Here is a 23,292-nt window from a genome sequence, read left to right as displayed (position 1 = left end):
TTGACACATTTTCTAATTATTTGCCCGCTTCTTCTAAAGCTTCCCAGAATTCGTAAGCTCTTCTTAAATGCGGGATCACGATTGTTCCTCCAACAAGAGTCGCAATTCCCATCGCTTCCATCATTTCTTCTTTAGAAACGCCTTCTTTATAACTGGTTTCCAAATGGTATTTTACACAGTCGTCACATCTTAAAACTGTTGATGCAACTAGACCAAGTAATTCTTTTGTTTTTACATCAAGAGCGCCTTCTGCGTAAGCATTAGTGTCAAGATTAAAAATACGCTTTACAATTTTATTGTTGTCAGCTAATAATTTTTCGTTCATTTTAGAACGATAGTCATTAAATTCTTGAACTATATCAGACATTTTCTTTCATTTTATTTTTATAAACAACTTTCGAAATCCATATACTCAATTCGTATATGATTAGCATTGGAATTGCAACAATAGTTTGACTCACAACATCTGGAGGCGTCACGATTGCGGCAATAATTAAAATAAGTACAACAGCGTACTTCCAGTATTTTCTTAAGAATTCAGGAGTTACTAATCCTAATTTAGTTAAGAAATAAATAGCAATAGGAAGTTCAAAAAAGATAGCACTTCCTAAAATACTCGTTTTTACCATTCCCATATAAGACTCAAGCGTAAACTGGTTTTTTACAACATCACTCACAGAGAAAGTTGCCACGAAGTTTACCGACATCGGAATTACGACAAAATACCCGAACAAGACTCCTAAAAAGAAAAGTAAAGAAGAGACGAAGATGAATAATTTTGCATTTTTTCTTTCTTTTTCATAAAGAGCTGGACTGATGAATTTCCAGATTTCCCATAAAATATAAGGGAAACTCAAGATGAAACCTGCCAGAAGACACATCCATACAAAGATGTTTACTTGTCCTTCCATTTCGGTATTCTGAATAATGAAATTCAGTTCTGTAATACAAATGCTGTCTGCAAATCCCAATGAATGCGAAAGATCACAAAACCAAACATAAGTAAAAAACGTTGGTCTGATTGGGCCTAAAATAATTTGATCAAATAAATAATCACTAATAAAATAAGTAACAATTGCCATAATAATTGTAGCAAGTGTACTTCTAACCAATAACCATCTTAGTTCTTCAAGATGATCCAAAAATGACATTTCGCCAAGATTTTTCTTTGCCATTATACTATTCCTTCTTTTAAAATGTCGTGTAAATGTAATACGCCTTTGTATTCTCCGTTGTCTGCAACAATTAATTGTGTAATCGAAAAGTCTTCTAAAATGTTTAAAGCATCCACAGCCATAGTTTCAGACGAAACTACTTTTGGATTTTTAGACATAATATCTTTTGCTGTTAAATCTGCTATAGTATCTACGTCGTTTAGCATTCTTCGGATGTCTCCATCCGTAATAATTCCAACAATTTTATTGTCTTCTATAACTGCGGTAACTCCCAATCTTTTTTCAGAAATTTCGAAAATTGCTTTTTTGATTGAAGTCTCTGGAGTAACTGTTGGTTTTAACGAGTGTTCTATCATGTCTTTTACACGAAGCAGTAATTTTTTGCCTAAAGCGCCACCTGGATGATAAACCGCAAAATCTTCAGGTTTAAAATCACGCATTTCCATTAAACAAACTGCTAGTGCATCGCCCATAACAAGCTGAGCCGTTGTACTGTTTGTTGGAGCTAAATTAATTGGGCAGGCTTCGGTATCCACAGTTGTATTTAAAACGAAATCAGAACCTTTTGCTAAAAAGGAAGTCGTATTTCCTGTAATAGCAATTAGAGTATTTCCAAATCGTTTTAAAAGCGGAACTAAAACCTTAATTTCAGGACTGTTACCACTTTTAGAAATACATATAATAATGTCTTCGTTTTGAATCATGCCTAAATCACCATGAATAGCTTCTGCGGCATGCAGAAACATAGATGGAGTTCCTGTAGAGTTAAAAGTAGCAACCATTTTTTGAGCAATGATGGCACTTTTTCCGATTCCGGTAACGATTAAACGGCCTTTGGTTTCATAGATACGCTGAACTGCTTCGTAGAAATTTTCGTCCAGAAAATCAATTAGTTTTGTAATTGCTTCACTTTCAGAGAGAATTGTTTTTTTGGCGATGGCCAATATATTTTCTTTTGAGATCAAATCAGAATATTTAAAATTTGTATGTATAAAAGAAAGTTGTATCTTTATGTGTTGCAAATTTATACAAAATACCATTAATATAGAGAATGAATTCAAACGAAATTGAAATACATAAAGAATTAAAGAAGTATTTCGGCTTTAGCCAATTTAAAGGCTTGCAGGAGCAAGTCATTACGAGTATTTTAGATGCAAAGAATACTTTCGTAATTATGCCGACAGGTGGTGGAAAGTCTCTTTGTTATCAATTACCCGCTTTAATTCAGGACGGAACAGCAATTGTTGTTTCTCCTCTGATTGCCTTGATGAAAAACCAGGTTGATGCCATTCGAAGTCTTTCGTCGGAAAATGGAATTGCACACGTATTAAATTCCTCTCTTACAAAAACAGAAATTGCACAGGTTAAAAAAGATATTACTTCAGGTTTAACCAAATTATTATATGTTGCTCCAGAATCTTTAACAAAAGAAGAATATGTGGCTTTCCTTCAAAGTGTGCCTATTTCTTTCGTAGCTATTGATGAAGCACACTGTATCTCGGAATGGGGGCATGATTTTAGGCCGGAGTACAGAAATCTGCGACATATTATAAAGCAATTAGGTAAAGTTCCAATTATTGGTCTTACTGCAACCGCAACCCCAAAAGTTCAGGAAGATATCCTGAAAAACCTTGATATGTCTGATGCTAATACTTTTAAAGCATCATTCAACAGACCGAACTTGTACTACGAAGTTCGAACAAAAACTAAAAACATTGAATCGGATATTATTCGATTTATCAAACAACATAAAGGCAAATCCGGAATTATTTACTGCTTAAGCCGTAAAAAGGTAGAATCCATTGCCGAAGTTTTACAAGTAAACGGAATCAGTGCTGTTCCTTATCACGCAGGATTGGATGCCAAAACCCGCGCCAAACATCAGGATATGTTTTTGATGGAAGATGTAGATGTGGTGGTCGCAACAATCGCTTTCGGAATGGGAATCGATAAACCAGATGTTCGCTTTGTAATTCACCACGATATTCCAAAATCTCTTGAAAGTTATTATCAGGAAACCGGTCGTGCAGGACGTGACGGTGGAGAAGGACATTGTTTGGCTTACTACTCTTATAAAGATGTAGAAAAGCTGGAGAAATTCATGTCCGGAAAACCAGTTGCAGAACAGGAAATTGGTTTTGCGCTTTTACAGGAGGTTGTGGCTTACGCCGAAACTTCAATGTCACGAAGAAAATTTCTTCTCCATTATTTCGGTGAAGAATTTGACAGCGAAACTGGTGAAGGCGCTGATATGGATGACAATGTTCGTAATCCAAAAAGTAAAGTCGAAGCCAAGGAACAAGTGGTTAAATTACTTGAAATTGTTCGCGACACCAAACATATTTACAAATCAAAAGAAATTGTGTTTACTTTAATTGGCCGTATCAATGCGGTTATTAAAGCACATAAAACCGATACGCAACCTTATTTTGGTTCTGGTTCAGATCATGACGAAAAATACTGGATGGCATTATTGAGACAAGTTTTGGTAACGGGACTGTTGTCAAAAGATATTGAAACGTATGGAGTGATTAAAATTACCAAAGAAGGTTTAGATTTTATCCAAAATCCATATTCGTTCATGATGTCTGAAGATCATGAATACACAGAGGCAGATGATGAAACAATAGTAACAGGAGGTAAATCTTCTGGAACTGCCGATGAAGTTTTAACAGGAATGCTTCGTGAGCTTCGTAAAAAAGTCGCCAAAAAACTGGGAGTCCCACCATTCGTAGTTTTCCAGGACCCTTCTTTGGAAGATATGGCTTTAAAATATCCAATAACTATTCAGGAATTGTATAATATTCATGGTGTTGGTGAAGGAAAAGCTAAAAAGTACGGAAGTGAATTCGTGGCTTTAATCGCTCGTTATGTTGAAGATAATGATATTATCCGTCCAGACGATTTGGTTGTAAAATCTACAGGAGTCAATTCTGCCAATAAATTATATATCATTCAGAACATCGACCGAAAATTACCATTGAACGACATTGCATCTGCAAAAGGTCTTACGATGGATGCTCTAATTAAAGAAATGGAGCAAATTGTATATTCTGGAACCAAATTAAATATCAAATATTGGTTAGACGATATTTTAGATGATGATCAACAGGAAGAAATTCACGATTACTTCATGGAATCAGAATCTGATAAAATCGAAGACGCTCTAAAAGAATTTGACGGCGATTACGATATTGACGAATTGCGTTTAATGCGTATTAAGTTTATTAGTGAAGTAGCTAATTAAATTCCAATATTTTAAATTCCAAATTCCAACCCTTTAAGAGAATATTCAAAATATAAATTCCAAATTCCAAGCGATATTAGCAATTGGAATTTGGAATTTTTTTATTGGAATTTACAAAAATATTGGAATTTTACTCAGCATAAACTTCCCCTCGATGCGGTTTCAAAGCATCTCTTACCTGAATCATATTTTCATCAGTAACCACCATAAAAGCGGTGGCATGCATATCGTTTATGATATTGAATCCTGTAATATTTAGCGGAAGTTTTTCAATAACTATATATTCTTTCAAATGGATTTCATGGTGTTCGGCAGTTTTAGCGGAAGCGGGTCCTCGGAAATCCCAAATTAGTTTTATTTTTCTAGACATTTTTTTTAAGGTGCAAAGGTTCTGAGGTGCAAAGGTACAAAGTGTTTCCTAAAGATTCTATCCCGATAGCTATCGGGACTGAGAAACTAAGGTTCTAAGGTTTTTTGCTGTAGAGACGCACCGCAGTGCGTCTGACCACTCATAAGAGAATCTTTTTAATCCAAATAATCTGTGGCTGAAAAAAAAAAGTAAAGATTTTAGGAAGAAGAAATTTGTTGCATAATTAACCGCAAAGCGCGCTAAGATTTAATTTTTCTTTACGCATAGAAAAGATAAAGTTCGCAAAGCTAAATCAACACAAAGCTTTGCGAACTTTATGTTTTTAGAAAACCATGCTCAAAAAACTTAGCGTACTTTGCGGTTAATTACATAAAGTCAGTTCAAAATAGTACTTTTGCATGTTCTTTTCATAGAAAGAAAAGCTAATAGAATAAAAACGAAAAAATGCCTAAAGAACTTTTACTTCAAGTAACACCCGAAATTGCTGCAAACGAATCATTGCTAAAAGACCATTTGTCTAAGCAGATAAAAGTTTCTCCTCAAGAAATTCAGCATGTTTCTATTTTAAAGCGCTCAATTGATGCACGTCAGAAAGCGATTAAAATCAACTTGAAAGTGGTTATTTATTTGAAAGGCGAACCTTTTCAGGAAACGAAAATTGAGCTTCCAAAATATAAAGACGTCTCAAACGCACAAGAAGTAATTGTAGTTGGTGCTGGTCCAGCAGGACTTTTTGCGGCATTGCAATTGGTTGAATTAGGCTTAAAGCCAATTGTACTCGAAAGAGGAAAAGACGTTCGAGGACGCCGACGTGACTTAAAAGCAATTAATCGGGAACATATCGTAAACGAAGATTCTAATTATTGTTTCGGAGAAGGCGGAGCTGGAACGTATTCTGATGGTAAATTATACACTCGTTCTAAAAAGCGTGGAGACGTGACCAGAATTTTAGAACTTTTAGTGGCTTTTGGTGCTTCAGAAGATATTTTGGTGGAAGCACATCCGCATATTGGAACGAATAAATTGCCGAAAATCATTGAAGACATTCGCGAAAAAATCAGAGAATATGGCGGACAGGTTTTATTTGAAACCCGCGTTGATGATATTCTGGTAAAAAATAATGAGGTCGAAGGAATCGTAACGCAGAACGGAGATAAAATTCATGCCAATAAATTAATTCTGGCAACGGGACATTCGGCTCGTGATATTTTTGAATTATTAGATAAAAAGAAAATTTTAATAGAAGCAAAACCTTTTGCTTTAGGAGTTCGTGCAGAACATGCTCAGGAATTAATTGACAGTATTCAATACAGCTGTGACTTCCGTGGAGAACATTTGCCACCGGCTCCATATTCTATTGTAAAACAAGTCAACGGACGCGGTATGTATTCGTTTTGTATGTGTCCGGGTGGAGTAATTGCGCCTTGCGCTACAAGTCCGGGTGAAGTGGTTACAAACGGCTGGTCGCCATCTAAACGGGATCAGTCAACAGCAAATTCAGGAATTGTAGTCGAATTGAAATTGGAAGATTTTAAACCTTTTGCCAAATTTGGTGCTTTGGCCGGAATGGAATTTCAAAAAAGTATCGAACAAAAAGCATGGCATTTGGCGGGACAAACTCAAAAAGTTCCGGCACAGCGAATGATTGATTTTACAAAAAGCAAAGTTTCAGCAGATATTCCGAAAACCTCTTATGTTCCGGGAACGACTTCGGTTGAATTAGGACAGGTTTTTCCAGGCTTCTTAACTCAGATTATGCGTCAGGGATTTCAGGATTTTGGTAAATCAATGAAAGGTTATTTAACTAATGAAGCCATTTTACATGCGCCAGAAAGCAGAACCTCATCGCCAGTCAGAATTCCGCGTGATCCTAAGACTTTAGAACATTTGCAAATCAAAGGATTATATCCTTGCGGAGAAGGTGCAGGCTATGCAGGAGGAATCATTTCGGCAGCCATTGATGGCGAAAAATGTGCCTTGATGATTGCGGAGTCCTTGAAATAATTGACCTCGAGATTTTTCATGTAGTAAAAAGATTGTTATCTTAGTGGTTTGATTCTAATAGAAATTGCCCCAAAGATGACTATAAAAGACATTGAAACAAAATACGGATTCGAATTTCCGCTTTTATATAAACAACTGGATGCCGATGGTATGCTGGATGTTGGAGAATACGGTCCAAATTGGTTTACAGAAGTTTATCCAACCTTAAAAGATAATCCGCCTTTACTTTTGCATTCTTACGATTTTGAATCCCTCAATTTAAAATCGGTTGCTGAAGAAATAGAGGAACTTAGAGATCCTGAAGATTATCGAAATATAAATCCGGAATTTAAATTTATTCCTTTTGCGAAAAGTGGTGGTGGAGATCATTATTGCTTTTTTCTAAATGAAGAAGAAAACGGAGACGTACCCATTGTTTTTGTATGGCACGATTCGAATGAGGTCAATTATCTGGCTAAAAACCTTCAGGATTTTATTTTTAAAGTTTTACTGATCGATATGTCACAACAGGATTTGTATAATGAACTGAGTGACGAAGAATTTAGAAGTGACTTAGAATCGGTTTTTAAATCTCATAAAAAATATTTAACAGAGCGTCAGAACGAGATTTTAGAATCTATTCTAAAACGCGAAATTATCGATTACGAAATCAATGTTTCTCCCAAAATTGTAGAAACGGCAAGAGGTTTATTGACAGATCACGAATTAGAATCTATTGTCAATGAAGTGATTCCTTTTGATAAAATGAATAAAAGTTTTAAATATTCGAACGAATAAGCCTTTCATGAAAAATTTCTTTTCCAATTTGTTTAATAGAAATAACGATCCGCAATCCATCATTTCTTTTGATGTTATAAATCCGATTTACAATTATTTATATAATGAATCGAATAGTTTAGAATTTAAGGTAAAAGGAATTCAGGATTCGGTTTTTGTCAATTTATATTCCATTCCCTATTCATTAGATCATGAAGAAGGAAGAAAAGAAATTAAAAAAGCAGGATTTAATAATGCTTATGAGGTTTTAAATGAACTTTATAAAAAACTGAATATTGGCACTTTAACGGAGGAAATGATTCAGGAAGGATTAGAATATGATTTTATTCATGTTCAGTTTTATTCCCAGCCGAGTCAGGAAATGAAGAAACACTTTAAGCGCGTTATCAATAACTTCATGATTTTCTTTTGTTGTACCAATAGTTTAGAAATAAACGATATTAGGATTTTGTATTCCGGCAGTCATTTTTTAGATTATACAAAAGGATTATTAGATTCTGAATTTATTGATTTTAACGCTCCTAAAAACGACACTCAGGAAATCGGCATTAAAGATTTTAAACTGGTTTTACAGGGAATCTGTGAGTATCTAAATCTTGAAATTCCCAAAACGGTAGAACTTCCTTCTTCTGAAAGTGTATTGTTTAATGAAAATGCAACTATCGAAGATTTTAAAGAGTTTGTGAATCTAGTTTCGAGAGGTACTATTGAAGAGGAGGAACTTAATGAATATGCTGAAAATCTTTTTGAAAATTTCAATGATGAAACCAAAGAAGATTACGAAAGCACAGAAGAGCATTTTGCTTTTTTTGAAAGCATTGATGCCTGGAACAGCGACTGGAAGTTTGATCCTGAAGATGCCCAATATTTCATTTCTGAGATGCTTGGTGAAGATTTCAAATTCGATTATCCCGAGGAAACCTACAGTCACGATTTGTTCCCATACATTCAATCAGAGTTAGCAAAATCTAATTTAGAACTATTGACGTATGAAACTTTTGGAGATAATTATCTCTTTTTTATAGCCAATAAAAACGAAGTAGAGCGAATCTTAGAATTGTCTGAATTGACAAAGATTGAAATTAACCAGCTTTAGAGGAGATAGCCACGAATTACACTAATTTTCACGAATTAAAATTTTTAATCATAAAAAATTAGTGCAAATTAGTGTAATTCGTGGCGGAAAAAAGTTTACGGTATCAAAATTATTTTCCCTGTACTCTGTCTGCTTTCCAGAAAATCATGCGCCAGTTTTCCTTCTGATAATTTGAAAGAAGTGGGTTCTGAAAGTTTGATTTTTCCTTCGATAATCCAATTGAATAACTGAGTTGCTCTTTTGATTCTTTCTTCTTTAGAAATTAAATAACTCCATAAATCTCCTCCTGTTAAAGTTTTGGAACCATCCATTAACATTCTTGGATCGACTGGTGCCGGATCTCCGCCCGCCATTCCGAAGAAGACAACTTGTCCGCATTCTTTGGTCACTTCAAAGCTTTCCATTAGCGTACTTCCAATACTGTCATAAACTGCGTCGACACCTTTTGGCGCAATTTTAAAAACTTGAGATTTCCAATCCTCATTATAAAGAAAAACATAATCCGCTCCTTGCTCAAATCCGATTTTTGCTTTATCGGCAGATGAGGTTAGACCAATAACAGTTGCTCCTAAAAGCTTACTGATTTGCGTCAGAATCTGCCCAACTCCGCCAGCAACAGCATGAATTAAAACTCTTTCTCCGCTTACTGTTTTATGGCTGTCCGTTGCTAAATAATGAGCGGTTAAACCTTGTAATAAAACCGAAGAAGCAGTTTCAAACGATATGCTTTCGGGCAATGGCAAAACATGATTCACATTAACAGCAACCAATTCTGCATTCGCAAAAGGAACATCGGCGAAAGCCACACGATCCCCAATTTTATATTCAGGATGATTATTCGCATCAACTACAATTCCGGCACCTTCGTAACCGGCAATAAAAGGCGGATTTCCTTTTAAATGATAATTTCCCTTTCGTCTGTAAACGTCAGCAAAATTTAGTCCGATAGCTTTCATTTCGACTAAAATTTCATCGTTTTTTAATTGTGGATTCGGGATTTCGATATATTCTAAAACATCTGAATCTCCGAAAGTAGAGAAGGTAAGTGCTTTCATTTTTTAATTTGTTTAAGAATACAAAGTACGGGAAAAATAAGTAGTTGTTGTCTTCTGAATTTATGGTTTTAACACATAGAAACATAGTTTAGCTTTGTGGTGAAAGGCGTTTCACTTGCATAAATTCACATAGCTATGTGTGGGAGCTAGCTTCTTCTTTTATCCTTTTATAGACAAAAAAAATCTATGTTTCTATGTGTTAAGATAAATTTTGAAATTATATCTTAGGAAACTTCATTTCGTTAAAAGTGCTTTTTTGCTTAGCCAAAGCTTCCACATCCTGCCATTTTCTTGGAGATTCTGCAGAAAGGTTTTCATATGAGTTTTTGGTAATTAAAATGTCATCTTCGATACGAACGCCGATATTCCACCATTTTTTATCGCATTTACTATTGGCCGGAATATAAATTCCAGGTTCAACGGTAAAAATCATGTTTTCTTTTAAGGTACTCATATAATTTCCTTTATCATGAACATCTAAGCCAAGAAAGTGTGAACAGCTGTGCGGATAATAAATTCTAACGTCTTTTGGATCTGTAATAATTCCGAGTTTAATTAATCCAGCAGTAATAACTTCTCTAGCTTTTTTATTTAAATCCTGAAAAGGAGTTCCGACTTTACAAATTTTAAAAACCTCTTCCTGAGCTTCATAAACCAATTGATAGATTGCTTTTTGCTCTTCGCTAAATTTTCCGTTTGCAGGAACAGTTCGGGTCACATCGGCAGAATAACCGTGATATTCAGATCCAACATCCATCAGCAATAATTGATTGTCCATTTGGGTTGCATTGTTTTCTCCGTAGTGTAAAATACAGCCATTTGCTCCAGCTCCAACAATCGGCGGATAACCTTCGTCTTCCGCTCCGTAATGTCTGTGAATGTATCTGTGGATTCCGTCTGCTTCATTCTCGCTCATATCCGGGCCAACCGCTTTCATTACTTCATTGTGGGCAATGCAGGAAAGTTTAACCGATTTTCGCATTAAATCTATTTCTTCAGGAGTTTTTATTTCTCTTAAAGAATTCGTGATCGTATTGAAAAGTAATACAGGTGCTTCATCATCAGTTTTAATGGAAGCTTTAGATTTGAAAGATTCAATTAAACCGAAAAGATCAAAACCTGATTTGTTTTTGCCAAGATCTGTTGGAATTTTATCGTAAATGATTTTGTCAAATTTTTTGAAATCAATTACAAAAGCATTAAAATCTTTTCCGTTGTAAACGGTTGTAAAACCTAATTTCGATTTGGCACCTTCAACACCTAAACGTCTACCTGTCCAGGTTTCCTGAGTAGCATTTCTTTCTCTTACAAAAAGAACTTCAGTATATTTTTCGTCTCCTTGTGGTTCTTTAAAAAGTAATAAAACGGCATCCGGTTCTTTGTAACCAGTCAGATAATACAGATCAGGATTTGCGTGATAGGTATAATTAATGTCTTTTGAAAATACTCTTTCCGGATAAGAAAAAACGACTGCAACAGAATTGGCGGGCATTAAATTTCGAAAAGCTTCACGGCGGCCTTTGTGAAATTCTTTCGAAAGGAAATCTGTTGGCAAATTTTCCTGCGAATGAATTCCTGAAAAGCTAATAATAAAGACAAACAATAATAGAAATTGCTTCATTTTTTTGATTTTTGGTTGATGATTTTTGATTTTTAAATCTATGCAAATTACAAAAAAAGTGAAGCAAAATGATTAAGATGTTTTTCTATAATTTAGAACTGCAGTAAAATTTAGAACAATTGCAAAACAGATGATAATTAGCAAATGTCGTTTTATATCCTGAAAAGTACTTCCTTTAATGATTACCATTCGCATGACGTCAATAAAATAACTTACGGGATTGAATTTTGAAACCGTTTTGGCCCATTCCGGCATACTGTCTATGGAAGTAAAAAGTCCGCCCATTAAGACAAAAATCATAATAAAGAAAAACATAATCAACATAGCCTGTTGTTGTGTTTCGCAAAAAGTAGAAACCAAAAGACCAAAGCCCAAAATGGCTAAAAGATATAGTACAACAAATCCATATAAAAGCAAGATGCTTCCGAGTGGCACAATGCCATAAAAAATCCAGGAAACAATTAATCCTAAACCAAAAACTACATTTCCTAAAATCCAAAACGGAATTAATTTTCCTAAGATAAAATGATATTTTTTTATGGGAGAAACATTAATCTGTTCGATTGTTCCGCCTTCTTTTTCTTTTACAATATTTAATGCTGAAAGAAATCCGCCGACAAGTGTTACCAACATTGCCAAAACGCCAGGAACCATGTACAATTGATAATTTAAATTCGGATTATACCAGTTTGATGAGGTAATCTCAATAACTGGCATTGGATTGAATTTATCCGGAACTATATTTTTTACCCGAATTTGATTGTTGTATTCCTGAATTATTGAAGAAATGTATCCACCACCTAATCCTGCTTTGGTGCCGTTTACGGCATTTATGGTAATAAAAAGTTGCTGCTGGTTTTCGGTCAGTAATTCTTTTTCAAAGTTTTTAGGAATCTCCAGTATAATATCAGCCTTATCTTCTTCAACCAAATGTAGTGCTTTACGATAGGATTGCGAATATCCTGTAAGTCTGAAATATCCCGATGAAGTAACTTTAGTAATTAAATCTCTAGAATAGTCGGAATGATCGTTATCTATAACCGCCAGATTGATATTTTTAACTTCATAATTAGCCGCCAATGGTAAGATAATAAGCTGGATAACCGGCATGACTAAAATGATGGCCAAAATAGCGCGATTACGAAAGATCTGTTTGAATTCTTTGATTAGTAAAAAGCGCAATATTCTCATGACATTCGGATTTTAAAGCTTTTGAGGCTTATGAATAGTAAAAAAATGGTAGTTCCGATAAGAATTAATGTTTCTTTCCAAACCGAAGCAAAACCAAGACCTTCGATCATAATTCTTTTTACTATGATGTAATACCATTTTGCAGGAACAATGTTGGAAAAAATCTGCAACGGAATCGGCATATTTTCAACAGGAAACATAAATCCGCTGAACAATAGAGTAGGGAGGAGCATTCCCATAAGAGAAAGTAACATTGCGGTTTGCATGGAATCGGTTTTGACTGAAATAAAAATGCCCAATGTTAAACAGGTTATGATAAATAGAATGCTTTCTGAAAACAGTAAAAATAAATTTCCTTTTATTGGAAGTTGCAAAACAAAGAAACTTAATAATAAAATGGAAGCCACATTTATGGTAGACAAGATAAGATAAGGAACCGCTTTAGAAAGAATAACTAAAATAGGTTTAAATGGAGAAACTAGAAGAATTTCCATTGTTCCCATTTCTTTTTCTTTTACAATAGAGATTGCCGTCATCATTACGCAAATCAGCATTAAAATTAATGCCATAACGCCGGGAACAAAATTAGGAGCGCCTTTTAACTGCGGATTGTAAAGCATTTTGATTTGTGGCTGAATGCGATAAGGAGCCAAATTAAGCTGATTCATTTCAGATTGATAATCGGCAATAATAGAAGATGCATAATTGGTTAAAGTTGTCGCCTGATTTGGATCTGAAGCATCGGCAATTATTTGGATTTGGGCTTTGTTTTGATGTAACAGATTGCTATTGAAGTTTTCAGGAAAAACAATCGCCATTTTTATCTTTCCGGTTTCAAATGCTTTTTCAAGCTCATTCGTTCCGGGTAACATCTGATCAATTTCAAAATACCTGCTGGCTTCAATTTTATTGATAATTTCTTTTGAAGCGACATCTTTTGCATAATCAACCACTACAATTTTGGAGTTCTTTACTTCATTGGTAAGCGCAAAACCAAAAATTAAAATTTGAACCACCGGCATTCCGAAAAGTATAAGCAGTGTCTTTCTGTCCCGCAATACATGCAGAAATTCTTTATTGATGAAGGTAAAAAACTGTTTCATATTCGTTTGTTATTCGCCGCGTTTTGCTTCTCGGGCAAGGTGGTAAAACACCTCATCCATACTGCCGAGATTAAATTGTTTTTTTAAGTTTGAAGGACTTTCTAAAGCTTCGACTCTGCCATCGACCATAATCGAAACACGGTCGCAATATTCGGCCTCGTCCATATAATGTGTGGTCACAAAAATGGTAATTCCGTTGCTGGAAGCTTCATAAATTAAATCCCAGAATTGTCTTCGCGTAAGCGGATCAACGCCGCCAGTTGGTTCGTCCAGAAATACAATTTCAGGTTTATGGATAATGGCCGTTGAAAATGCCAGTTTTTGTTTCCATCCCAACGGAAGCGATCCTACACGTTTGTCTGCCAAATCCTGTATTCCTAAACTTTCTATTAAGGATTGACTGTTCGATTTAATTTCAGCATCTGATAAGCCGTAAATTCCTGCGAAAAAATTAATGTTTTCTAGAACGGTTAAATCATCATACAAAGAGAATTTCTGACTCATATAGCCAATATTATTTTTAATTTTCTCCGTTTCTTTATAAACATCAAAACCTGCAATATTGGCTTCTCCCGAAGTAGGTTTAGACAAACCGCAAAGCATTCGCATGGCAGTGGTCTTTCCGGCACCGTTTGCTCCGAGAAATCCAAATATTTCTCCTTTTTGGACTTCAAATGTAATTTTATCTACGGCGATGAAATCTCCAAAGCGCTTCGTTAATCCTTTGCAAATAATTACTTTGTTTTCCATCAGCTCAGTAATTTTATAAAACTGTCTTCTATGGTTACGTCTGCATTTTTAATTTCGATGTTGTCCAATCCTTTTGCTTTTAAGTATTTTTCTAAAGCAGCAACATCGGGGTTTCCATTGAATGAAAAATGAGCATATTCACCAAAAGCATAACTTCCTTTTCGTTCCGGATATTCCGTTAAGAATGGCAATAGTTTATGCATGTTGTTCGCTTTAACAGCAAATAAAGGATCGGGATAACTTTTTATAATATTTTGAGGCGTATCCATTTGTAATATCTTGCCATCCTGAATAAGTGCAATTCTGTCGCACAGATTAGCTTCGTCCATATAAGGTGTTGAAACTATAATGGTAATGTTTTGTTTTTTAAGACGTTTCAGCATTTCCCAAAATTCCTTTCTGGAAACGGGATCAACTCCGGTTGTAGGTTCGTCCAGGAATAATACATTCGGTTTATGAATTAATGCACAGCACAACGCTAGTTTTTGTTTCATTCCGCCCGAAAGTTTTCCTGCTCTTCGGTCTTTAAACGGTTCGATCTGAATATAAATATCTTTAATCAAATCGTAATTTTCCTGAATGGTAGTTCCAAACAAAGTGGCAAAAAAGTTGAGGTTTTCTTCGATGGTTAAATCCTGATACAAAGAAAATTTCCCCGGCATGTAGCCAATTGTACTTCTGATTTCTTTAAAATTTTTTACTACATCCAATCCGTCAATAGAAGCCTCTCCGCCATCGGGAAGTAAAACTGTAGTCAGGATTCTGAAAATACTGGTTTTGCCTGCACCATCAGGTCCGATCAATCCAAAAAGTTCGCCTTTGTTTACCGAAAAAGAAACGTTGTCAACAGCCGTTTTTTTCTCTTTGCCATAAACTTTCGTGATATTTTTTACAATTACACATTCCATGACTTAGAATTTTATTTCGCCATACATTCCAATTTTTAAGTAACCGTCGTTTTTCACTCTGATCTTCACTGCATAAACCAAATTGGCGCGCTCTTCTTTTGTCTGAATCGTTTTAGGGGTAAACTCCGCTTTATCGCTTATCCATTCTATAGTTCCTTCGTGTTCTTTATAAGTGTCTTTTGTGGCATCAGTAAAAACTTTTACTTTCTGATTGATTTTAAGCTGTGGAAGCTGATCTCCAGTTATATAAACACGCAAAATGATAGAAGACAAATCTGCAATTTTGTAAAGCGGTTTCCCAATGGTTGCCATTTCGCCGGTTTCAGCATATTTGGTTAAAACCGTTCCATTCACTTTATTGACAATTTTAGATTTTGCCAATTGATCGTCAATCTGACTTATCTGTACTTTTAAAGTCTGTGTTTCATCATCGATTCCCGTTGTACTAATATTTAAAGAAGTTTGCAAAGCCGTAATTTGTTTTTGGATAACCGAAACTTTAGAATTGGCATCATCAAGCTGTTTTCTCGTTGCAGCATCTGCTTTAACCAAATTCTGCATACGCTGCTGATCTATTTTGGCTTGTTTTAATTCTTCGCGATAAACATCAAGTTGTGTTTTGGCATCTGGTTTTCGGCTTTGGGTTGCTTTTATTTGTGCCAGAAGTTGTTCTTTTTTCAGTTTCAGCTGGATAGTGTCAATATAACCTACAACTTGTCCTTCTTTTAGATGATCTCCTTCTTCAATTTTTAATTCTTTTATAATTCCGGAAGCCTCAGCGGGAATAATAGTTTCAACGGCTTCAAAAGTTCCTGTCGCATCAAAATCATTTTTTTTGTTGGAACATGAAATTAGAATTGTGGTAATTGCTATGTAAAGTATCTTTTTCATTGTATGTTAGTTTCCGGTTATTAATTTTTGTCTGTATTGCGCCAGAAGTAATTCGGTTTCGTGAATGATTTTATTTTGTTTGGCTTCGTTTTCATCGTTAACAAACTTGAGGTAATCGTCAGGATTGATAACGCCGTTTTCTAATTGTGCTAAACCTGCTTTTTTAACATTGCTTCTTAGATCAACAATCTGTCCGTCAGAAATTAAATATTCCTGAAGTTTAGTGATTTCAGCATTTTGTTGTTTTAAAGATTGATTGGTATTGAAAAGAAAAGTCTCCTTATCGGCTTCAACTTCTAATTTATTGATGTCGATGATTTCTTTTTGTTTTTTAGAAGTATATAAACCGGTTAAAGACCAGTTAAGTCGAAGTCCGCCAATATAATACCATTCAAAACCTTCCTTTAAAAAATTAAGTGCAGGATTGGCAATACCGCCTTGTACAAAAAAGTTAAGTTTGGGTCTGTTTCCAGCATCGATAGTTTCTTTATTGAGTTCAAAGCTTTCATTTCTAAAATTGAAAAGAGCCAATTCCGGACGATTAATAACTAATGGAGAGATACTGGTTTGTGGCGTTTCTAATTTTGTTTCATTATTCAATTCCTGATTTATAAAAAGACCAAGCATATCAAGGTAGCCTTTTCGGTAACTTCGAATACTGATAGCCTGCTGATCGGCTTTTAAGTATTCTGCTTTTAGAAGATCCAGACTGCTTCTGTATGCTGTTCCATTTTTAAGCTGGGCTTCAACGGTTTTTATTCCGATTGAAATATCGTTTTTCAGCAGCTCATTTTGACGTAATTGTTCGTTGTAAATTAAAATACCGAAATAAATATCTGTCACGCGCTGTTTAACCGCATATAAATCTACCTGAAGTTGCTGTTGTTGTACTTTGGTTTGAGAGTTGGCAACTTCTTTTTGCTGTTTGATATTGCCACCGTCATAAATCATCTGATTCAGTTCGCCGTAGGCTTTATACTGGTCATTATTTAAGATCGGCATAGAAGTTCCGGGAATGCTTACAGGAAGTTTGGTAACATCAGATTGGTAAGTGGCCTGTGCCAGTATGTCGAATTTTGGATAATATCCTTTTGCAATATTTTCAATCGTAAACTCATTGCTTTTAGCGATAAGCTCTCTTTTTTTGGATAAAGGATAATTTTCTTCGGCCAGTTGATAGCAATTATCAAGCGTTAAGAGTTTTTCGCTTTGTTGAGAATACCCTGTTGCTGATAAAATGAGAAAAAGTATTAATAATCTTTTCATGTTCATTTTTTTATTTGTTTTTTGATGTTTATTCATATAGAATACTCATACGTAGATTTTTATGTTTGTTGTTTTGTTTTAATCATTTGATTAAATTTACACCAAAAAAAATTAATTATCGAGCATTAAGTTGACCCATTTTACAATTAATGTTTTCCTTTCTTCGATTAATTGGTTAAAAGAAGCTTTGTTTAACAAACCAGATGCTTCAAAAACAGGTTTGGTCACGAATGGGAAAATACACATTCCAAGTAAGTTTAATATAAATTGAAGCGGATTGACATTAGGCTGTTTTTCTAAAAGTTGCTTTACCAAAACAGATTGCGTTAATATTTTCCCGGCTTGAACTCTATTGCTGAAATGTTCAGGGTTATTTCGTATTTCGCTTAAAACAAAAAGCGGAAGTCCCGGATTTTGTAATAAAACATTTAAATAGGCAGGAACAATAAGTTCTATTTTTTCCTGAAGAGAAGTTTTATCATCATTGACAATTGGAGCAATCACGCCAAACAATTGTCCGATTTTTTCAGCCATAACCAAACTGAAAAGTTTTTCTTTACTTCTGAAATAATAATTTAATAAAGCCAGATTTAAACCAGCTTCTTCGGCAATATCGCGCGTACGGGTTGCAGCATACCCTTTTTCTGTAAAAACTTTACGGGCTGCTTCAATTATTTTTTCCTCTGTGCTAGCGTCTATTTTCTTTTTAGCCATCTTAAATTAAATTCTGAGAACAAAGTTATAAAATTATTGTTTAGTTAAACAAATTTTTTAATCATTTGATTAAAAATGAAATTGGAAAAGTTTTTTTGTGAGCTTAAGGTTTTGATTAATAATAAATTAATGAAATATGTGTAATTTGAATGTCAGAAAATTGTAACTTAGAAGGAGAAATTTATAGAGCGTAGAAAATATCAATCTTGTTATTGAAGTAAATTTCTAAAGAAATAATTATGGAAACTCTCGAAACTGGGCACGAATATTGAGAAACGGAATGTTTATAGATAAATTTTAATCTTCAAAAAACAAATTATATTAATCTTCAAAAACAAAAAAAATGAAAAAATACACACTCACAGTCGTTTCGGTCTTGACTTTATTTTTTGCTTCATGCAATGCATCAAAAGAAGCTTCAAATGCAGGGAATCTATTTGATACCACTTGGCAATTAGAATATATTTCTGGGCCTAGAATTGCTTTTGATGGATTGTATCCAAATAAAAAACCACAGCTTACTTTTGATCAAAAAGAAACAAGGGTTTATGGTAATAACGGATGTAATGGTTACAGTGCGCCATATACTCTAAAAGGAAAATTTTTGAGTTTTGGAGAAGCTGGCCCAACAACTATGATGTTTTGTGAAGGTGGAGGAGAGCAAGAGTTTTTGAACCAGATCAAACAAGTTACCAGTTATTCAATTGATAAAGACGGAAAACTGAATTTAATTAATGGAGATGTTCCGGTAATGCGATTCAAGAAAGTAGCGAAACAATAATCTTGGTTGATTCAACTTTGACAAAGTTCAACTACATAAAAAAGGGAAATGAATTCAATTCATTTCCCTTTTTTTACATTTAATGCTTTTTAAGTTTATCCTTAAAAACCTTTTCAAATTTTTCCAGTTTTGGCTGAATCACCATTCTGCAATACGGCTGATTTTTATTGTTTGCATAATAGTTTTGATGGTAATCTTCGGCTTTGTAGAAAACCTTAAAAGGTTCTACTTTCGTTACAATGGGACTTTTGTAAACTTTGGCTTTATTCAAATCGGCTATAATACTTTCAGCTGCTTTTTTCTGTTCAGCATTTTTATAAAAAATAACAGAGCGGTACTGTGTTCCTACATCTGCTCCCTGACGGTTTAAAGTCGTTGGGTCGTGAACGGTAAAAAAAACTTTGAAAATTTCATTAATATCAGTCACTTTTTTATCATAAGTAATTTGAACGACTTCGGCATGGCCAGTTTCTCCAGTACAGACTTCTTCGTAAGTAGGATTGGCAACATTTCCTCCTGAAAATCCGGATACAACCGATTTTACTCCATCCAGATTTTCGTAAACTGCTTCAACGCACCAATAACATCCTCCGCCAAGTGTGATGGTTTCTAGGTTAGAAGCTTTTTTGTTTTGAGCAATTCCCTTTAACGAAAGCGCCAAAAAACAGATTAAAAGTATATTTTTCATAATAGATTATTTAGAATCAGGAATAAAATCAAGAGCTATGGAATTCATGCAGTAGCGTTTTCCAGTTGGCTCAGGACCATCGTCAAAAATATGGCCTAAATGGCCACCACAACGACCGCAAAGTGTTTCAATTCGTTCCATTCCAATTGAATTATCTTCTTTAAAAACAATGCTTTTTTTGTTGTCCTGCTCAAAAAAACTTGGCCATCCGCAACTGCTTGAGAATTTTGCGGTAGATCTAAAAAGTTTATTGCCACAAGAAGCACAATAATAAGTTCCTTTTTCATCCGTATTCCAATATTTTCCTGTAAAAGGCCTTTCGGTATCGGCTTCACGCATAACGGCGTAAACATCTTCTGGCAGTACTTTTTTCCACTCTGCATTACTCACATTTAGTTTTGTGGTATCAGTGTTAGAATAATATGGATTTCCAGGTTTCGTAATTACATTTTCCTTTGAAGGTGTTTTTGTATAGTTTTTATTGTTTTGTCCGCAAGACTGTAAGATGAAAAGCGGCAATAAAAAGCAAAGACTGAAAAATTGAGTTTTAGATTTCATAACTAAAATAATGTGGCTTTTGATGTTCAATCAGTATTATTCGGATTTTGAATTTGTTAATCAAAGATACGTTACGATTCATCGCGAAATACTGACTTTAAAATAATTGAGATTTTTTTAAGTGTGTTTTAACTTTTTATTAGTTACGTAAATAAAGTGAATCTAGTTTTTATGTCTTAATTTTAACAGCTATTAATTTTCAACGTGATTTATAATGTTGTAAATCAGAAAAATAGAAAAGGAACTAAGATTTGGTTTTTTTACAATTATAATTAGGATTTTTAAGCCATTTCTTTTTTCGTATTTTTGTTTGCTTAAGAAGACTTATGACAGAAGAAAACGTAATATTAGTTAATCAAAATGATGAGCAGATTGGCTTAATGCCAAAATTAGAAGCACACGAAAAAGCGCTTTTGCACCGTGCATTTTCAGTTTTTGTTTTAAATGAGCAAAATGAAATCATGTTGCAGCAACGCGCACATCAAAAATATCATTCTCCTTTGCTGTGGACAAACACTTGCTGTAGTCACCAGCGCGAAGGCGAAACCAATATCGAAGCGGGAAGCAGAAGATTGTTTGAAGAAATGGGATTTAAAACAGACTTGAAAGAACTGTTTCATTTTATTTATAAAGCACCTTTTGATAACGGATTGACAGAACATGAATTGGATCATGTAATGATTGGATATTACAATGAAGATCCAAATATCAATACCGAAGAAGTCGAAGATTGGAAGTGGATGAAGATTGAAGATGTAAAAGCAGATATAGAAAAACAGCCCGAAATATATACGGTTTGGTTTAAGATAATTTTTGATGAATTTTATCATTATTTGGAAGATCATAAACTTTAACCCAAACGAACCAAAAGCCTAAATGAGAGTAACCATATCAAGAAAAGCACATTTTAATGCTGCACATCGACTACATCGAAAAGATTGGTCATTTGAAAAAAACGATGCTGTTTTTGGAAAATGCAACAATCCTAATTTTCATGGTCATAATTATGGTTTAACAGTAAGTGTTACAGGAAAGATTGATCCGGAAACTGGTTTTGTTTTAGATGTGAAAGTATTAGCGGATATTATACGAGAAGAAGTAGAAATTCCGTTTGATCACAAAAATCTAAATCTGGATGTTCCAGAATTTTTAGATTTAAATCCAACAGCTGAAAATATTGCCGTTGTGATATGGAATAAAATTAGAAAAAGAATTCAGCCCGACTTTGATTTGGAAGTCGTACTGAATGAAACCGAACGCAATTTTGTAACTTATAAAGGAGAATAAAAAATGTCATTAAAAATAGGAGATATAGTTCCGAATTTTACTGCGAAAGACAATAATGGAGAAACTTTTGAAAGCCAAAGTGTTCTAGGAAGAAAACCATTGGTAATTTATTTTTACCCAAAAGATAATACGCCTGGCTGTACAACAGAAGCCTGCAGTTTTCGGGATCAATATGAAGATTTCAAAGATTTGGGTGCTGAGGTAATCGGGATTAGCAGTGACAGTGTAAAGTCACATCACAAATTTGCTGCTAAACATCAATTGCCTTTTATTTTGCTTTCAGATCGTGATAAAAGATTAAGAAAGCTTTTTGGTGTCCGTAATAATTTATTCGGACTTCTTCCAGGCCGTGTCACTTATATTATTGATAAAAATGGCTTGGTGATTTCGATATTTGATAGTGTAAATGCTGCTAAACATATACCGAAAGCTTTAGAAACCATCAAAGAATTAGTGTCATAATTAGATAAATACTATTGAACAAAATTAATTAAACAAATATATTAGCCTAAAAACATGAGCCAGAACTTATACCCTTTGCAATTTGAACCAATCTTAAAAGAAAGAATCTGGGGAGGAGAAAAACTAAAAACAATTCTGAACAAACCAATCGTTTCTAAAATCACTGGCGAAAGCTGGGAATTATCTACTGTAGAAGGAGATGTGAGTGTGGTGGCAAACGGAGTTCTAAAAGGAAAATCTTTGATGGAACTTATCGATGAAACACCAGATGCTGTTTTAGGAACTAAAGTTTACGAGCGTTTTGGAAAGCAGTTTCCATTGCTTTTTAAATATCTTGATGCCAGAGAAGACCTTTCTATTCAAGTTCATCCAAACGATAAATTAGCTAAAGAGCGTCACAACTCATTCGGAAAAACTGAAATGTGGTATGTAACGCAGGCAGATGCAGATGCGAGAATTATTGTTGGTTTTAAAGAAGACTCTAATAAAGAAGAATATTTAAAACATTTACAAGACAATACTTTAGTTTCGATCTTAGATACTGTAAAGGCGAAGCCAGGCGATGTTTTCTTCCTAGAAACAGGAACGGTTCACGCAATTGGAGCTGGTCTGGTTATTGCGGAGATTCAGCAAACTTCTGATATTACGTATAGATTATACGATTTTGACCGTGTAGATGCACAAGGAAATAAAAGAGAATTACACGTAGATTTAGCACTAGATGCTATTAACTACAATAAAGTAGATACACAAAAGAAATACGAGTCAAAAGTAAATACTTCTAATACAGTTGTAGATTGTCCTTATTTTACAACTAATTTCCTTCCATTGGAGAATAAATTGGAAGTTGCTAAAACTGGAGAAACTTTTACGGTATATATGTGTATCGAAGGGAACTTTGAAATTGAATATGACGGGTTTAAAAATTCATATAAAAAAGGAGATACCGTTTTAGTTCCTGCTGCGATAAATGCATTTAGCTTAACTGGAAATGCTTCAATTTTAGAAATTTACATTTCTTAACACATATTTTAAAGATAATATGTACTTTTGCAAACGCAAATTAAAATTATAATAAAAATGGCAAACGTTAAAAATTTAAAGAAAGACATCAACTTCGTATTAGGAGATATTATTGAGGCAGTTTACTTGTTTGAGATGTCAACAACAGGAAATCCAACTCCGGAAACGAATGCTTTGATCGATGAAGCTATTGCTGCATTCGATACTTTGATTACAAAAGTGAACGCAAAGAACGTTGAAAATAAAAAAGCACACTTTAAGCAAATTAATATTGAATTAGAACAAACTGCTAATCAATTGGTTGAAAAAATCAACGCGCTTTAAG

25 protein-coding genes are annotated in these 23,292 nt (G+C 34.3%); 10 read left to right on the top strand and 15 right to left on the bottom strand.

Annotation, left to right across the window (positions count from 1 at the left end; translation table 11 throughout):
* Nucleotides 1–16: 16 nt before the first annotated feature.
* From BM289_RS19005 to BM289_RS18995, 3 genes are read right to left on the bottom strand one after another with little or no spacing between them, the layout of a single operon-like run.
* The gene (locus tag BM289_RS19005; protein WP_091496500.1) at nt 17–367 is read right to left on the bottom strand and encodes a carboxymuconolactone decarboxylase family protein; all 351 of its coding nucleotides are present in this window, start codon (nt 365–367) and stop codon (nt 17–19) included.
* Entirely contained in the window at nt 360–1,175 is an 816-nt protein-coding gene (gene tatC, locus BM289_RS19000) for a twin-arginine translocase subunit TatC (RefSeq protein WP_091496499.1), read from the bottom strand. Before tatC ends, BM289_RS19005 begins: the two co-directional genes overlap by 8 nt.
* On the bottom strand, nt 1,175–2,140 hold the full coding sequence (locus BM289_RS18995; protein ID WP_167365466.1) for a KpsF/GutQ family sugar-phosphate isomerase: 966 nt from the start codon (nt 2,138–2,140) through the stop codon (nt 1,175–1,177). The genes tatC and BM289_RS18995 overlap by 1 nt, the downstream gene beginning before the upstream one ends.
* Before the next feature lie 86 nt (nt 2,141–2,226).
* Here BM289_RS18995 and recQ point away from each other — a divergent pair, with 86 nt between their 5' ends.
* Nucleotides 2,227–4,422 (top strand): DNA helicase RecQ, encoded by a 2,196-nt coding sequence (gene recQ, locus BM289_RS18990; protein WP_091496497.1) that lies wholly within the window; start codon nt 2,227–2,229, stop codon nt 4,420–4,422.
* Nucleotides 4,423–4,552: 130 nt separating this feature from the next.
* On the opposite strand, the gene BM289_RS18985 is transcribed toward recQ, so the two are convergent.
* The gene (locus BM289_RS18985) at nt 4,553–4,792 is read right to left on the bottom strand and encodes a hypothetical protein (protein ID WP_091496495.1); all 240 of its coding nucleotides are present in this window, start codon (nt 4,790–4,792) and stop codon (nt 4,553–4,555) included.
* A gap of 444 nt (nt 4,793–5,236) precedes the next feature.
* Here BM289_RS18985 and BM289_RS18980 point away from each other — a divergent pair, with 444 nt between their 5' ends.
* The 3 genes from BM289_RS18980 to BM289_RS18970 all read left to right on the top strand — a co-directional run bounded on the left by BM289_RS18980 (nt 5,237) and on the right by BM289_RS18970 (nt 8,669).
* Complete coding sequence (locus tag BM289_RS18980; protein ID WP_091496493.1) at nt 5,237–6,796, top strand: NAD(P)/FAD-dependent oxidoreductase; 1,560 nt, start codon at nt 5,237–5,239, stop codon at nt 6,794–6,796.
* Between the two features lie 75 nt (nt 6,797–6,871).
* Nucleotides 6,872–7,573: an SMI1/KNR4 family protein gene (locus BM289_RS18975; RefSeq protein WP_091496491.1), complete on the top strand. Its 702-nt coding sequence runs from the start codon at nt 6,872–6,874 to the stop codon at nt 7,571–7,573.
* A gap of 7 nt (nt 7,574–7,580) precedes the next feature.
* Nucleotides 7,581–8,669 carry a DUF6630 family protein gene (locus tag BM289_RS18970; protein ID WP_091496489.1) on the top strand — a complete coding sequence of 363 codons (1,089 nt, stop codon included), beginning with the start codon at nt 7,581–7,583 and terminating at the stop codon, nt 8,667–8,669.
* 95 nt (nt 8,670–8,764) lie between these two features.
* Here BM289_RS18970 and BM289_RS18965 read toward each other — a convergent pair whose 3' ends face one another.
* From BM289_RS18965 to BM289_RS18925, 9 genes are all read right to left on the bottom strand, one after another.
* The gene (locus BM289_RS18965) at nt 8,765–9,724 is read right to left on the bottom strand and encodes a quinone oxidoreductase family protein (protein WP_091496487.1); all 960 of its coding nucleotides are present in this window, start codon (nt 9,722–9,724) and stop codon (nt 8,765–8,767) included.
* A gap of 217 nt (nt 9,725–9,941) precedes the next feature.
* Nucleotides 9,942–11,345 carry an aminopeptidase P N-terminal domain-containing protein gene (locus BM289_RS18960; protein WP_091496486.1) on the bottom strand — a complete coding sequence of 468 codons (1,404 nt, stop codon included), beginning with the start codon at nt 11,343–11,345 and terminating at the stop codon, nt 9,942–9,944.
* A 72-nt stretch (nt 11,346–11,417) separates the two neighbouring features.
* On the bottom strand, nt 11,418–12,536 hold the full coding sequence (locus BM289_RS18955; RefSeq protein WP_091496484.1) for an ABC transporter permease: 1,119 nt from the start codon (nt 12,534–12,536) through the stop codon (nt 11,418–11,420).
* Complete coding sequence (locus BM289_RS18950; RefSeq protein ID WP_091496482.1) at nt 12,533–13,639, bottom strand: ABC transporter permease; 1,107 nt, start codon at nt 13,637–13,639, stop codon at nt 12,533–12,535. Before BM289_RS18950 ends, BM289_RS18955 begins: the two co-directional genes overlap by 4 nt.
* A 9-nt stretch (nt 13,640–13,648) precedes the next feature.
* Nucleotides 13,649–14,389: an ABC transporter ATP-binding protein gene (locus tag BM289_RS18945; RefSeq protein ID WP_091496480.1), complete on the bottom strand. Its 741-nt coding sequence runs from the start codon at nt 14,387–14,389 to the stop codon at nt 13,649–13,651.
* Nucleotides 14,389–15,297 carry an ABC transporter ATP-binding protein gene (locus BM289_RS18940; protein ID WP_091496478.1) on the bottom strand — a complete coding sequence of 303 codons (909 nt, stop codon included), beginning with the start codon at nt 15,295–15,297 and terminating at the stop codon, nt 14,389–14,391. Before BM289_RS18940 ends, BM289_RS18945 begins: the two co-directional genes overlap by 1 nt.
* A 3-nt stretch (nt 15,298–15,300) precedes the next feature.
* On the bottom strand, nt 15,301–16,188 hold the full coding sequence (locus tag BM289_RS18935) for an HlyD family secretion protein (RefSeq protein WP_091496475.1): 888 nt from the start codon (nt 16,186–16,188) through the stop codon (nt 15,301–15,303).
* Nucleotides 16,189–16,194: 6 nt separating this feature from the next.
* Nucleotides 16,195–17,454 carry a TolC family protein gene (locus BM289_RS18930; protein ID WP_167365465.1) on the bottom strand — a complete coding sequence of 420 codons (1,260 nt, stop codon included), beginning with the start codon at nt 17,452–17,454 and terminating at the stop codon, nt 16,195–16,197.
* Between the two features lie 111 nt (nt 17,455–17,565).
* A complete protein-coding gene (locus tag BM289_RS18925) occupies nt 17,566–18,168 on the bottom strand; it encodes a TetR/AcrR family transcriptional regulator (RefSeq protein WP_091496471.1) in 603 nt (200 codons plus the stop codon).
* A gap of 343 nt (nt 18,169–18,511) precedes the next feature.
* Here BM289_RS18925 and BM289_RS18920 point away from each other — a divergent pair, with 343 nt between their 5' ends.
* A complete protein-coding gene (locus BM289_RS18920) occupies nt 18,512–18,949 on the top strand; it encodes an META domain-containing protein (protein WP_091496469.1) in 438 nt (145 codons plus the stop codon).
* Nucleotides 18,950–19,028: 79 nt separating this feature from the next.
* Here the strand turns inward: BM289_RS18920 and msrA are convergent, their stop codons facing one another.
* Both msrA and msrB read right to left on the bottom strand, forming a co-directional pair.
* Complete coding sequence (gene msrA, locus BM289_RS18915) at nt 19,029–19,637, bottom strand: peptide-methionine (S)-S-oxide reductase MsrA (RefSeq protein WP_091496467.1); 609 nt, start codon at nt 19,635–19,637, stop codon at nt 19,029–19,031.
* 6 nt (nt 19,638–19,643) lie between these two features.
* Nucleotides 19,644–20,195 carry a peptide-methionine (R)-S-oxide reductase MsrB gene (msrB, locus tag BM289_RS18910; RefSeq protein ID WP_091496465.1) on the bottom strand — a complete coding sequence of 184 codons (552 nt, stop codon included), beginning with the start codon at nt 20,193–20,195 and terminating at the stop codon, nt 19,644–19,646.
* A 326-nt stretch (nt 20,196–20,521) separates the two neighbouring features.
* On the opposite strand from msrB, the gene idi reads away from it, so the two are divergent.
* The 5 genes from idi to BM289_RS18885 are packed head-to-tail and all read left to right on the top strand — an operon-like array spanning nt 20,522 to nt 23,291.
* Complete coding sequence (idi, locus tag BM289_RS18905) at nt 20,522–21,049, top strand: isopentenyl-diphosphate Delta-isomerase (RefSeq protein WP_091496463.1); 528 nt, start codon at nt 20,522–20,524, stop codon at nt 21,047–21,049.
* Nucleotides 21,050–21,071: 22 nt separating this feature from the next.
* Entirely contained in the window at nt 21,072–21,482 is a 411-nt protein-coding gene (locus tag BM289_RS18900; RefSeq protein ID WP_091496461.1) for a 6-carboxytetrahydropterin synthase, read from the top strand.
* A gap of 3 nt (nt 21,483–21,485) precedes the next feature.
* Nucleotides 21,486–21,944, top strand: coding sequence for a peroxiredoxin (locus tag BM289_RS18895; protein ID WP_091496459.1), 459 nt, complete (start codon nt 21,486–21,488; stop codon nt 21,942–21,944).
* A gap of 54 nt (nt 21,945–21,998) precedes the next feature.
* Nucleotides 21,999–22,967, top strand: a complete 969-nt coding sequence (locus tag BM289_RS18890; protein ID WP_091496456.1) for a type I phosphomannose isomerase catalytic subunit — start codon at nt 21,999–22,001, stop codon at nt 22,965–22,967.
* A 57-nt stretch (nt 22,968–23,024) separates the two neighbouring features.
* The gene (locus BM289_RS18885; RefSeq protein ID WP_091496454.1) at nt 23,025–23,291 is read left to right on the top strand and encodes a hypothetical protein; all 267 of its coding nucleotides are present in this window, start codon (nt 23,025–23,027) and stop codon (nt 23,289–23,291) included.
* The last annotated feature ends 1 nt before the right edge of the window (nt 23,292 follow it).

Origin of the sequence: Flavobacterium phragmitis, from assembly GCF_900112575.1 — a bacterium.
Classification (GTDB): domain Bacteria; phylum Bacteroidota; class Bacteroidia; order Flavobacteriales; family Flavobacteriaceae; genus Flavobacterium; species Flavobacterium phragmitis.
Note: the sequence above shows the minus strand (reverse complement) of the source record. Positions and strands in the feature narration are given on the sequence as shown.